This window comes from Campylobacter concisus, assembly GCF_003049735.1.
Classification (GTDB): domain Bacteria; phylum Campylobacterota; class Campylobacteria; order Campylobacterales; family Campylobacteraceae; genus Campylobacter_A; species Campylobacter_A concisus_AN.
In genome coordinates this window covers 645,348-658,853 of record NZ_PIRM01000001.1, presented here as the reverse complement: position 1 = coordinate 658,853, position 13,506 = coordinate 645,348, and the positions used below count along the sequence as shown (strand labels likewise).

Annotated in this window: 11 protein-coding genes; 2 read left to right on the top strand and 9 right to left on the bottom strand. The window is 36.6% G+C overall.

Annotated elements, in window-relative coordinates; genetic code table 11:
- Positions 1–4: 4 nt before the first annotated feature.
- From CVS97_RS09630 to CVS97_RS03285, 4 genes are all read right to left on the bottom strand, one after another.
- Positions 5–88, bottom strand: a complete 84-nt coding sequence (locus CVS97_RS09630) for an excalibur calcium-binding domain-containing protein (RefSeq protein WP_107785055.1) — start codon at positions 86–88, stop codon at positions 5–7.
- Positions 89–197: 109 nt separating this feature from the next.
- Entirely contained in the window at positions 198–971 is a 774-nt protein-coding gene (locus CVS97_RS03295) for an ABC transporter ATP-binding protein (RefSeq protein WP_107785054.1), read from the bottom strand.
- A complete protein-coding gene (locus tag CVS97_RS03290) occupies positions 971–1,978 on the bottom strand; it encodes a FecCD family ABC transporter permease (RefSeq protein WP_107785053.1) in 1,008 nt (335 codons plus the stop codon). The genes CVS97_RS03295 and CVS97_RS03290 overlap by 1 nt, the downstream gene beginning before the upstream one ends.
- A gap of 3 nt (positions 1,979–1,981) precedes the next feature.
- The gene (locus tag CVS97_RS03285) at positions 1,982–3,037 is read right to left on the bottom strand and encodes an ABC transporter substrate-binding protein (RefSeq protein WP_107785052.1); all 1,056 of its coding nucleotides are present in this window, start codon (positions 3,035–3,037) and stop codon (positions 1,982–1,984) included.
- 198 nt (positions 3,038–3,235) lie between these two features.
- On the opposite strand from CVS97_RS03285, the gene CVS97_RS03280 reads away from it, so the two are divergent.
- The gene (locus CVS97_RS03280; RefSeq protein ID WP_107785051.1) at positions 3,236–5,467 is read left to right on the top strand and encodes a nitric-oxide reductase large subunit; all 2,232 of its coding nucleotides are present in this window, start codon (positions 3,236–3,238) and stop codon (positions 5,465–5,467) included.
- A gap of 71 nt (positions 5,468–5,538) precedes the next feature.
- A complete protein-coding gene (locus CVS97_RS03275; RefSeq protein WP_107785050.1) occupies positions 5,539–6,075 on the top strand; it encodes a DUF1523 family protein in 537 nt (178 codons plus the stop codon).
- 469 nt (positions 6,076–6,544) lie between these two features.
- Here CVS97_RS03275 and hpf read toward each other — a convergent pair whose 3' ends face one another.
- The 5 genes from hpf to CVS97_RS03250 all read right to left on the bottom strand — a co-directional run bounded on the left by hpf (position 6,545) and on the right by CVS97_RS03250 (position 13,494).
- Entirely contained in the window at positions 6,545–7,072 is a 528-nt protein-coding gene (hpf, locus tag CVS97_RS03270) for a ribosome hibernation-promoting factor, HPF/YfiA family (RefSeq protein ID WP_021090930.1), read from the bottom strand.
- Positions 7,073–7,152: 80 nt separating this feature from the next.
- Complete coding sequence (locus CVS97_RS03265; RefSeq protein ID WP_103560627.1) at positions 7,153–7,575, bottom strand: hypothetical protein; 423 nt, start codon at positions 7,573–7,575, stop codon at positions 7,153–7,155.
- Positions 7,575–8,591 (bottom strand): type II secretion system protein, encoded by a 1,017-nt coding sequence (locus tag CVS97_RS03260; RefSeq protein ID WP_234401429.1) that lies wholly within the window; start codon positions 8,589–8,591, stop codon positions 7,575–7,577. The genes CVS97_RS03265 and CVS97_RS03260 overlap by 1 nt, the downstream gene beginning before the upstream one ends.
- Positions 8,588–9,283 (bottom strand): type II secretion system protein, encoded by a 696-nt coding sequence (locus tag CVS97_RS03255; RefSeq protein WP_103560577.1) that lies wholly within the window; start codon positions 9,281–9,283, stop codon positions 8,588–8,590. Before CVS97_RS03255 ends, CVS97_RS03260 begins: the two co-directional genes overlap by 4 nt.
- Positions 9,277–13,494, bottom strand: coding sequence for a hypothetical protein (locus CVS97_RS03250; RefSeq protein ID WP_107853274.1), 4,218 nt, complete (start codon positions 13,492–13,494; stop codon positions 9,277–9,279). The genes CVS97_RS03255 and CVS97_RS03250 overlap by 7 nt, the downstream gene beginning before the upstream one ends.
- Positions 13,495–13,506: the final 12 nt, after the last annotated feature.

Below are 13,506 nucleotides of genomic sequence, written 5' to 3'. Positions count from 1 at the left end.
AAAATTATTTTTTTACTCTACGTTCTTTGCATATATTCTCACATGGTATGCCGTCATGATCACGGTCAAAGCCACTGCATCCACGCAAAAAATAAAATCAAAACTAACTTTTTCATTTTTACTCCAAAGGCAGTATGTGTGAAATAGCAAAAATGCAAAAGTGCTTTCAAAAGAATTTCTCTTTTGAGAGTATAAATTTAAAGAGGATATGTTAAACAGCACTCTCTTTTTACTTCGTCGATGTAGCTTACGTTTAAGCTTAATCCGTAAAGCTTGCTTAAATTTTCGCTTCTAATGATCTCGCTAACCGTGCCAAACTCAACATTTCCATCACCTTTTACAAGTGCGACATATCCGCCAAGAAGCACGGCAAAGTCAGGGTTGTGAGTAGTTAGCACGACCGAGTAGCCAAGCTCTTTTAGCCACTTAATGGTGCGTAGAAATTTATACTGGTTGCCAAAATCAAGTGCACTCGTTGGCTCGTCAAATATAATCATCTTTGGTTGTGCAGCCATCGCGCGCGCGATCATACACATTTGCTTTTGACCGCCACTCATTTGAGTGATAAATTTCTCTTCAAGGTGCTCGATCTCAAGCTTTTTGGTGTAAATTTTAGCGATCTCTTCGTCCTCTTTACTAGGTCTTGCAAAGATGCCAAGGTGTGCCGCGCGTCCCATCGTGATGAACTCAAGTCCGGTGTATTCATACTCGGTTACCTCGCTTTGAGCCACATATGCCATGATCTTGGCACGCTCTTTGTTGCTTAGGCTATCAACATTTTTGCCATCAAGAAAAATTTCTCCCGAAACTGGCTTGAGTGAGCCGCTTATTAGCCCAAGAGTGGTTGATTTGCCAGCTCCATTTCGACCAAGAATAGTTAAAATCTCACCTGCGCCTATCTTTAAATTTACATTTTCTAGTTTGCCAGCCCCATTTGGGTAGCTAAAGTTTAAATTTCTAACTTCAAGCATCATGCAACCTTTTTATTTCGCCACAAGACCCAGACGAAAAATACCGTGCCGATAAAGCCAGTAAGCACGCCAAGAGGCACTTCGCTCACGCTTATACTGCGTGCCAAGGTATCAACAAAAAGCAAAAACATAGCACCCATAAATATGCTTGCAGGCATGCTTCTTATGTTATTTGCTCCAACTAGCATGCGCGCTAAATGAGGCATGAGAAGCCCCACCCAGGCCACTATACCGCTTATGCAGACGCTACAAGCTGTAAGAAGTGTGGCGCAGATGATGATGATAGAGCGCTCGTAAGCCACATTTACGCCAAGTCTAGCCGCGCTTTCGTCGCCAAGAGAGAGCAAATTTATACGCCAGCTCATAGCGATTAGCAAAACAGCGCAGACGATCATCACTGGGGCGATGTATTTTAAATTTTCACTATCAAGCTTTGCAAGACTTCCAAGCTGCCAATAAACAATGTCAGGAAGCTTCGTCTCAGGGTCAGCGACATACTTTAAAAAGCCGATCACTGAGCCCATTAGACCGCTTACGATGATACCAGAAAGAACTAGCATAAGCGTGCTTGAGCGGCCCATCATCTTAGGTATTGCTAGCGTGATAGCAACGGCTGCTAAGCCAAAGCCAAACGCAAAAATTTGTATCCAAAATAGCGATAGATCAAAGATAATCGCAGTTGCTGCTCCCACGCAAGCACCAGCTGATACGCCAAGAAGATCAGGGCTTACTAGCTGGTTTTTAAAGACACCTTGATAAGCTGCACCACTCACGCTAAGAGCGGCTCCTACAAGTATAGCTGCGATGATGCGAGGGATGCGTAAATTTTCTATCACGTTTGTGATGTTGCTAGCTGCGCCATCTCCCAGACCAATGCTATGAGCTAGCACGCTAAACACATCGCCAAATGAAATGTAAAATCTGCCAACGCAAAGTGCGACAAAGGCGCAAAGAAGCGTTAGCAGAGCTAAAAAAATGGTGACTAATGAAAAATTTGCGTTTTTCATATATTATTTTTTGCTACCGTCTGGATTTAGACCTTTTAAGATATAGTCATACTCTGTATCGCTAAGATCGTGGTTTAAGAACTCTTTGTAAAATTCTTTTGTCTTAGCTTTTACATCTACATCTTTAAATAGATCTGGTTGGATAGTCTTTGCTGCCCATAAAATTTGAAGAGCGCTCTCTGCGCCGTATCTATCCCAGCCAAAAACGCCTTTTGGGTTACCATAAACTTTGCCGTTTTTAACAGCGTTTGAGCCTGAGTATGCAGGGTTTTCTTTTATGCTTTTGATCTGTGCATCTGTATCAGCTCCGCCAACGATGATGATATCAGGGTTTGCGTTGATGAGCTCTTCAGCTGTTAGCTCGATCATAGAGCCTTCTTTTGAGACTGCGTTTTTGCCGCCAGCTAAATTTATCCAAGTGTTTATGATAGTTTTTGTGCCATCAACCTTTAATAAATTTGCTCCGCCAAGCAAGTGAAGCACTTTTGGGCGTTTAGCATCAGGGATGTTTTTTGTCCTATCAGTTACAAATTTGGTGTTATCTTGGATATTTTTTGTAAGTTTATCAGCCATAGCTCTGGCCTTGTCAGTGCCGATCACTTCAGCAGTTGCGTAGATGCTTTTCTCCATATCTGGATAGTCTCTAAAGATCAAATTTACAGCGCTAAAGCCGTTTTTGCTAAGCTCGTCTTGATAGTTTTTGCTTGAGACTACGACGACATCAGGAGCAAGCTTAACAAGCTCTTCGATCTGAAGATCTTTGCCATCAAGCGCGGCTGGTAAATTTTTAAGTTTTGGATAGACGAGGGCGAACCACTTGTTTTTCTTGATCTGATCAGTTGTAGCTACAACTTTATCCATACCGCCAAGCGCTAGGATGATCTCGTTGTTTGCGTGCCAAAGAGCAGCGATCTTTTCAACCTTCTCAGGCACGCCTACTTTGACGCCTTGCATATCTGTTATGCTTCTAGCAGACTCAGCTGCGTTTAGGCTAAGAGCCATAAAAAGTGAAGCGACAAGGCTAAATTTAGCCATTTTTTGCAAAAAATTTCTTTGCATATTTTTTTCCTTTATTTTAAAAATATAAAGTTGTATATTAATAATTTTTAGGTTAATTCTATGTAAAATTCCGCCAATTTCATAAATTTTTTAAAATTTTTATTAAGACAATATATATCTTTTATTGACATATATCATTAGCTGCTTTTTTAAAATGAGATAAACTTCACCTTAAAATTTTTAAAAAAAGGAGAATCAATGCGTGAATACAAAAAGTATTGGCTAGCACTTGTTGCAGTACTAGTAATTTGCTTTAGTATTTTAGGCTACTACGGCGTTGAGGTTTATAGAAGCTCGCCACCAGTTGTAAATTTTACAGATGAGAATGGCAATGTCGTGATCGACAAAGAGAGCATCTATAAAGGTCAAGAGGCCTGGCAAAGCATAGGAGGTATGCAAGTTGGCTCTGTTTGGGGACACGGTGCATATCAAGCACCTGATTGGAGTGCGGACTGGCTTCACAAAGAGTTGGTTATATTTTTAGAGTTAAAAGCAGATGAAATTTATCACTCAAAATATGCTGATTTAAATGATGAGCAAAAGGCAAATCTAAAAGTTCTACTTAAAAAAGAGTACCGAGAAAATGGCGTAAAAGACGATAAAATCGTACTTAGTAGTGATAGATTAAAGGCTATGAAACAAGTAAGCCAAGAGTATTCATCACTTTTTGGAAATGACCCTAAGTTTAAATCTTTAAGAGAAGCTTATGCGATGAAAGAAAATACTCTTCCAAATGCTTCTGATAGAGATGATCTTAATAACTTTTTCTTCTGGTCAGCCTGGGCAACCGCAGCAAATAGACCTAATAGCGATGCTACATACACAAATAACTGGCCACATGAGCCACTAATCGATAATGTACCAACAAGCGAAAATATCTTTTGGTCAATCGCAAGCGTTGTAATACTTATTGCTGGTATTGGATTTCTTGTTTGGTTTAGCTCTTTTTATGGCAAAAAAGATGATGAAAAGTTGGAAGCTATTAACGAAGATCCACTTAGTAAATTAAGCCTAACTCCATCTCAAAAAGCTCTTAAAAAATATCTTTTTGTAACTTTGGCTCTTTTTGCATTCCAAATTTTAATAGGCGGTTTTACAGCTCACTATACAGTCGAAGGACAAGAATTTTACGGTATAAATTTATCAGCTTATATTCCTTATTCACTTGCTAGAACATGGCACATTCAGGCTAGTATTTTCTGGATTGCGACAGGATTTTTAGCAGGCGGTCTTTTCCTAGCACCTATTATAAATGGCGGTAAAGATCCAAAATTCCAAAAGCTTGGCGTAGATTTACTATTTTATGCACTACTAATCCTTGTAGTTGGCAGTTTTGCTGGTGAGTATTTAGCGATTGCAAATATTATGCCTATAAATTTAAGCTTTTGGTTTGGACACCAAGGATACGAATATATCGAGCTTGGACGTGTTTGGCAAATTATTTTATTTGTTGGCCTTGTCATTTGGATGCTACTTTTACTTCGCGGATTTATCGGCGGATTTAAGAACAAAGGTGACAAAAATTTACTTGCTATCTTTGCAGCTTCAGCCGTTGCAGTTGGATTATTTTACGGAGCAGGATTATTTTACGGCCAAAGAAGTCCACTTCCAGTGATGGAATACTGGCGCTGGTGGGTTGTACACCTTTGGGTTGAAGGCTTTTTTGAGGTCTTTGCTACCGCTTCACTTGCTTTTGTATTTGTTAGTCTTGGTCTTGTTTCAAAGAGATTTGCTACGTTTTCAACACTTGCGAGTGCATCACTTTTCCTAGTAGGCGGAATTCCAGGAACTTTCCACCACTTATATTTTGCAGGCACTACAACACCTATAATGGCAGTTGGCGCTAGCTTCTCAGCACTTGAGGTAGTTCCTCTTGTATTGCTTGGCGCTGAAGCTTATGAGCACTACAGACTTCAGTTTGCTCAAACTTGGGCTAAGACATTAAAATGGCCACTTTACTGCTTTATCGCAGTTGCTTTCTGGAATATGCTAGGCGCTGGTGTATTTGGATTTTTAATCAATCCTCCAATTTCATTATTTTATATCCAAGGCCTAAATACGACTCCAGTTCACGGACATGCTGCGCTATTTGGCGTTTATGGATTTTTGGCACTTGGATTTGTTTGGCTAGTAGCTACTTATCTATTCAAAGGTCAAGAATTTGATGAGAAACTTATGAAAGTAGGTTTTTGGGGCTTAAATATAGGCCTTATGCTAATGATCGTGCTTTCACTACTTCCAATAGGAATTTATCAAGCATTTGCAAGCCTAGAGCATGGTATGTGGTATGCAAGAAGTGCTGAGCTTTTACAACAATCACACTTACAAAATTTAAGATGGGTAAGAATGATTGGCGATACGATTTTAATAATCGGTGGAATCAGCTTCCTTGCACAACTTCTAAAATTTATGCTTAATAAAAAAGCTTAAAACTAAAGGGGTATTTTGCCCCTTTATTAAGCTATCTTTTCATAAAATAACGCAAATTTAAAAGGAAAGAAATGATTACATTTTTTAAAAGAATTTGCGTTATTTTTATCGTACTCTTACACGCTTTTTTGACTCTTGTAGTTGATTATTCATTTCCACACTATGCAAATGTACAAATCACAGGTGGCGATGTCAAACGTATGGACAAAGATGGTATCATCGATGCTAAAAATCCGGCTGATGGTCCTACTAGAGATGTTTATTTTATCTACACTAAAGATTCTAATAATTCAAATAAAGTCATGGCTTATAGAAATGAAGATACTGCATGGGGATTTCCGTTTTATTTTAAATTTAACTCAGCTGATGTACAAGCCAAGGCTCAGGGCTTTGCAAATAGCGATAAAAACGTAACTGTAAAATATTATGGATATAGAATTTCTATGCTTCAAGAGTTTAGAAATGCCATATCACTAAAAGAAAGCGGTACTGATACTAGTTGGCCGGTAGCTAGCTATATATTTTACTTTATCTTGTTTATCTCGCTAATCATTTGGATAAGAAAGATAAATAAGGCCTTTACACCAAAGGTTAGTGAAAATTTATAGAAATAGATAGTATTTGTTTTAGTTATTTGATATTTTAAAAATCAAAAAGAGAGCTTTGTTTCTCTTTTATCTTTAAAAATTTCTAGTACTATCAAGTATATTTTTAGCTCGTTTGCTCTGTTGCGCTATTTGTCGTATTTCCATACGCTTTTCCAGTCCATAAAAAATTCCATATCTTGATGCTTACAATTATTTTTAAGAAAATCACCCGCTTTTTTATGGCATATACTTTTTTGCTACGCTCTTCACTAGCTACAACCTAGTTTATTAGTTCGCCAAGATCTTCTTAAAATGGCTTACAGGGAAGCCTTCTTGTATCTACGTCTATCTCACGCAAGGATATCTATTCTATTTTTGAAAATTTAAAGCCATTTGCTGGCGTAGCAGTCTTTGTAAGCAGGGTTTTGAACTATAAGAAGAAATTTATAGTAGATTGGCATAAATTTTAGGGGCAAAGCTGCCCCTATTTTTAGTATAGACCAAAAGTTCCGTCTGTTCTTTTGTAGATCACACGCATTTTTGCGTCAACATCGTTAAATACGTAAAATTGTTTATCGCTTGATTTTAGTTTTTCAAGTGCTTCTTCAACCTCAAGTGGTTTATAAATTTCAAGCTCCATAGGCACGATCTCTTCAACACCTTCGATCTTTTCTTCGCCTATTCTTGAGCGAAATTCTTTGTCGTCAGCCTTGCCTTTAACAGTAAATTTCTTATCATGCTCTCTTCTTAAAACTTTTGATGCTTTTTCGATAGCAAGATCGATCGCAGCGTAAAGATCTTTATCTTTTTGGCGAACGACTATCGTATCTTTGTGAGCCATATTTAGAGAAAATTCTGCATTAAAGCCTTTTTTCCCTTGTTTTTCATCGGCTGCTACAACACATCTTGCTGAGATAATGTCGAGATTGTATTTGCCAAGTGTATCAAAAGCGTCTTGGATATAGTTTTTGATTGGCTCTGTTAGCTCAAATTGTTTTCCTACAATGCTTATGTTCATCGTAATCTCCTTTATAGAAAGTAAGATGATTATAACACGCTAAAACTAAAAACAAATTAAACTAAAATCTTTATAAAATTTTAAAGTTTCTGAAGAGTTCGTTTGTGAAAATTTATAGGATTTGGCGTTTTTTTATCTTTTGATGTTACAAAAACATCAAAGATCATATTGCCAGTACTTGCGACTCCGTTTGTTCCTGGCATGATGGTCGGTGGAGTGCATATGCCGATATCGCCAAAGTAAGTTATTTTTACTTTAAAGTCGAACATATCGTTAAATTCTCCATCTACTTTATCTAGGCATTTGTTTGAGAAATCGGTTCTAAAAATTTCAAACATCGCATACTCTGCTGCTGCTTGAGCAACGAGTTGTGCTTGCTCTCTTAGATAAATTTCACTGCTTTGTCTAGCTGATGTGCTAGCTATCGAAAGGGCAAGAGTGCTGATAGAAGCTGCTACAACTAGAAAAAATATCGCTGCTATTAACGTAAATCCTTTTCTCATCAATAAACCGCCTTTGACTTGCAAATGGTTATTTCTGATTTTTCTGCTTTAAGGCAAAGCTTTAGCACGATGACTCCATTTTTTTCTGTAAAGACAAATCTTGTTACGTGTTTAGCTAGTGTTGCACTTTCGGCTTTGATGGCCTTTGTAGATGTTGGGCTAAATTTTTTAAAGCTTTCATTTAGCCATGGCCTATAGTTGTAGTAAATTTTAAGGTCAAAAGAGCCGTTTTGTATATCCTCGGCACTTTGCTCAGCTGGCGCTATGGCAATGGCTGTGTAAGCTAGTTTATACTGTTCTGAAATTTTTTTATTTTTAAAATCACTTGAAATTTTAAGCGTGTCGATTGATTGTATGCCTACTTTTGCGATATCTAAGTGCCTTTGGTCTAAATTTTCTTGATAGCCAAAGCTGCTACCAACCCTATAAAGTATGCTAGAAAATATCGCTACTAAACCACCATTTTCATTATTGGCGTTTATGCACCTAGAGCCACTATTTACATCTTCTTCATCGCTATCATTTTCGCAGGTCAAGTCCATTACGCCGTTTCTAAAAGCATCATTAAATTTGCTTCCAGGACTTTTTAGTCCATTTGCAACAGAGCTATTTGCTAGATCTACATATCCGCTATATATGCCTTCTTCGATGATCGGATCTCCGTTAGTATCATCTCCTTTATATTCGTTTATGCCATCAAATAGCTCATAAGCAGCTGGGATAAATTCTAAAATTTCAAAGTCACTACTTAAATTTACGCCACTATCATTTAGGGCTAGATAATCTCCATTTTTTTTTCTAGCGATAACGCTTTGTTTGATTCTGTGGCTAAGTAGCATTGAAATTTGCTCTAGAGCGATTTCGCTTTGTGTTTCTAGTTCGTTTATTACTTTGCTTTGAAAATAGTTTTGATATAAATTCATAAGTGTGTTAAAGCTCATAAGTGAGATAACGCCAAGCACGGTGATGACTATTATTAGCTCAATTAATGTAAAAGCTTTTTTTGTTTTTTTCATTTCCATTCTTTTACACTTAGAGTACTGCTTTCACCTATATTAAAGGCATATCCATAAAGTACGCTTTTGCTCTCTTTTGTAGTTTTCATAGTCGTATCTAGCTTTATCTGTAAAACGTCGTTATCGTTTAAAGGAGTGCTAACTACAAATTTATCAGCTCCATTTGTTATGGTTGGAGTCGTTTCTGTGTCTATGATAAAGTCGCGTTTGGTGGTGCTAGCAGTTGGTGAGATGGATTTTTGGGTATTAAAATTTTTGATAGATTTTACTTTAAAATTTACACTTTTGATTGATTCTGGAAGCTTTGAATCACTAGGCCTTGTGGCACATGCAGATGAATTTTGCACTGGATATGCAAGTATCCTATGTCCTTCACCTTTTACACCGCTTTTTTCATAAAAATCTGGATTTGCCCCTTGATCGCAGATAATAAGAGGAAAAATTATAGCCTCTTGGGTGGTTATAGATGATGGCATGGTATTTTTACCGGCTATTAAGACTTGATCGCTAAATGGTGCTTTTAATATTAATGACATATAGGTTTTAGCATTCATTAGTCCTTCTTGCATTAAGGATTGCTCGCTTAAATTTGAAGTAGTTCTTACTGCTAGTGGTAGGCTTGCACTTACTATGGCCACTACAAGCACTGATAAGATAAGCTCTATCAATGAAAAGCCACCTCTTTTTACCACTCTATTCTCCTGTTTGTCTTATCGCTTATATCTAGGTTACTATCACTATTCGATTTTACTCCTATAAAACCTCCAACTGCACCGCTTGTCTTATCCTCTATATTATTGCTCTTTAGGACTTTACCAGCCCATTCGCCATTTGGTACTAGAAAATTTAGATTGAAATTATTTGTTTCAGGTTTCTCATCAAATTCACTATAAAGAAGCCAGCTAGGTGCTCTCATTTTAGCCACATCAGTAACTGCCGAAGGATTTCTTATAAAAATTATTTGCTCGCCATTGCTTATGTTGCTTACATCATTTCTTAAAACAGTGCCGCTGTAAGTGTTTGTAAAGCTAAAGTCATGATAGTTAAGTACTCCTGCACTATGTTTTGGGTTGGTAGCCCAAAATGGTGCAGCTGGAAAGTCTTGCCATAGTTTGCCATTATCTTTCATATAGATATTTTTATTGCATCCATCGCAGTAGGCACCATAATAAATTTTGGCATAAAAACCGCTATAAAGCCCTTCATAAAATGGTGCATAAACCCTACCAAAGTAAAATTTTGCTGTCGTTTCTGTTGCTGGTTTTTCATATTTTTTTACTGTATCGGTGCTGTCTGACATACCGCTAAAGCTAAAATCATTACTTGAAATAGTAAAAGGATTTTTAGCATGATTTACTTTTCTTTCAAAATTAAAATATACTTCACCTTTGCCTACGCCATTTACAAAAGTATTTTTTTCTACATAAAATGTTGATTTTGTAGCACTTGGATCTATTGCTTTTCTAGTGTTTGAGCCAGGAATTTCAAAAAATAAAATTTCTTCATTTGCTTTTGCTAATGTACCGGCATTGCCATCGTTGTCTGTAAAATTTAAAGGAACTCTGTCTAGCTTTATGTCAAAGTTCATATTCTTTGCATAGCAATCTTCATTATAAAGTTTTGCAGGGTCATCGTTAAACAGCCTAGCAGTTACTTCAAAGTCAAGCTTTGCTTTTTGTATGCCTTCATTATCAAGGTATGTTATATCGTTGTCTTTCGTTATCTTTAACTTGCTTATTTGTATATCTTTTGGTCTAAATAAATAATCTCTATTACCTTCTAGCTTTATACTACATCCGATCCTTCCTTCTTGAGCAGTATCTTGTGATGGATCGTTGCTAATTGAGTTTTTTACACAATCATCAGCTCTTGATGGTGTATGTTGATCAGTTATTGTATAGTCTTTATCTAATACATAAAAATATGTATCGCCTATATCTGAGTAAGAAAAGCCAACAGGTCCACTTGATGTGTGACGGAAAATTTTACCCAATGCTTTATTTGGATCGTTAAAATCTACGCTTAGTTTGTTCTCGCTCTCTATAATGCTAGGATCACAAGTCGCACTATATGCTGGTACAAGTTTTATCTCTCCATTTGAGCCACTTATGTTATTTATATAACCATTTGCTAAGCCACTATCAAGAGGTTTCATAGCTGCAAGAGCAATGTTATTATAAACTTTGCCGCCTATTAAAACATTGTTATTATTTATCGTATTCTTGTCGGTATCCCATAGCCTAAAGTGACTTGGTCTTATGGCAAAATCATCTAATTTTTCGCATTCAATCTTTGTAGTATTTGTCACTGGATCAAGATGAGAAATTCTAAATTTTACGCTTTTATAGGCTCTGTCAATACTAATGCCTGATAACAAAATATCAGTTACGCCATTAAATGTTATATCTTGTTCATATAAATTTGTTGGAGCACTGCAAGACTCGACCAACTCTACTTTTACATCTACTGGGGCATCTGGTACTTTTTTATTGCCATCTGTATCATAGTTCGTGATATAGACATTAAATGGCGTAGAAACGATTTTGGTTAGAAGTCTATTTTTAAATTTAGTTTTAAAAGCTGCCGAGCCATCGTCTTGTCTATTACTTGCGACGAAATTATTTGGACTGGCACTAACACCTAAAGTAATGTTGTAGTTTTGATTGCTACATCTTCTTATGTATGTGTCATAGGGCTGTAAATTTATATCAGCATTTGCGACCGTGGCTTTGTAACTATTTGGCTCAAATTTAGACTTAAGGGTAGTTTCATATATAGCATAAGCGTAGTTGCCTTGATGAATTAGCATTTCTCCACCCTTATTTGCAGCCGCACCTTGTCCTAAATAAAAAGTTAAGTCATTTCCGCTTAATTGCTGCAAGCCTGTGTTGTCGCTATAGTGTACCTGTCCTGACATAGTAAGCAGATCACTAGGCCCTTGTGATGCTTTATCTGTGTATATGTAAGTTGAGTTTGGATTATAAATTTGGCTTGGATCTATTGTAGCTTTTAGTGCAAAGTCTTGGGCAGCTTCATTAGTATTATTTGTAACTTCAACGAAAGTTTTTAAAATAGTATTTGCTGGCACTACCGTTGGGGTATTTTCTTGCACCTTTGTAAAAGTACTATCGCTAGGTTTTTTTGCATAAATATATTCCATATAGCAAACATCTGGTTTATATATACGGGTAGAAAAGCCTACCATAGCCAAATTTATACGGTCAGCGCTTACAACATTAGCACTGCCTGAATTTTTAATTGTTGTAACTGTAAATTTTATATCTGCTTCTTTTTGGGAATGTGACATTTTGTCTGATATATCAAATATATCTAAGTCTGCTTGAGAGTGAAATTTTTTGCCTAGATTTATAGGTTGTCCAAATTTTGTCATGGTTGAGTTAAATTGATCACCTTTTGCATTGTATTTGCTGGTTATACTCAGATAGCTACCTTCGTTTTCTATTTCAATATTCTCACCTTTTGTTTCTGGCTTTCCACCAAAAGAAAACATTGTAAGCGTAGCATTTATATCGCCTGCTTTTGGTGTATAGATATTTTCAAATTTTACATCTACGGTTGAGCTCTTTACAGTACCAAATGGATCGCTTGACTTCATCCAGTCTGCTGCAAGCCTTTCTAGTCCATCAAATATACTAACAAGCTTTGGCTCTATATTGTTTGCTGCGGCAGTTTTATCATCAAAGTCATAAATGATGACCAAACTCCAAGCTGCAAATTGTGGTGCGATGGATTGTATCCAGTAGCCATTTTGCCCTTGAACTGGTGAGAATAGTAGCGTGCCGTATGTTTTTTTTAGTTTTCTATTAGTAGAGTTGTTTACCTTATATGTGCCATCATTTGGGTCTATAAATTCATCACTAAAGGGAATCGTAGTTGATCTGATATTACCAGCATAAAATGTCCTATCTGACTCACTAGTACCAAGAGAATCTCTAACTATATCTGTTACATCAGCACTTGCTACATATTGGTAGTTTATTCCAGCCTTTACATAGTAGCTATTAGACTCGTTTTGATTATATGATTCAAGAGTCATTGATTTTGGTTTATACTCACTAAATGAGCCAAACCAAAAGACATCTTTTGGATCAGCATCTATTGTAATTACATTTTTTCCAGGAGCTTTAAAATCAATCCTGCTATATCCTTTTATGTAATTTAAAGCACTTACATATAAATTTGATCCAAGATTTTTTATTGCCCAGTTTTGATAAAGAGAGCCACCCCAATAAAGCCTGGCATAGACTACGTTTTTACCTTTTAAATTATTTTGTATAAAGGTATTTTTCTCACTAAAATCAAATGTGGAAGAGGATGAATTTTTACAATAAGGATGCTTGCTAGGATTATAAATATATGTTGTTTGACAAAGTGTGTAATTGCTAGGCGAAAAATTACCAGTATCTAAAAATATTCTATCGGCTGTAGATGATGTTCTTGTTACGTTAGATGGATCTGGAACAAAATTATATCCAGCGTATTGTGGAATCATAATAGTAGCACCAATGGTAGCTATATCTCCATTTACTCTGGTATTTAGATTTCCATTTATTGATCTTTGTCTTAAGCCTTTAGAGTGATCATCCCACATACCTATTAATGATCGTTGATTCCATGGAGAAAATTGCTCAACGTAAATATGATAGTGATCTTGTGCTAAGCCTGAAGAAAAGCTATTGGTATCTATCGTCCAGGTTCTATCAGATTTTCTTATACAATGTGGAATATTTTTAGAAGAGTTGTCTTGGTACTCTTCAGCGTCTATAAAGCAAGAATAATTTGCTCCACTACAACCAATAGATGCTGCTTCTGCTGTCGTACAAGCTCTGGGTGCACAAAAACCAAACGTGACAATAAAACAGAGTAAGTATGCTATCTTCACAACAAATCCTCT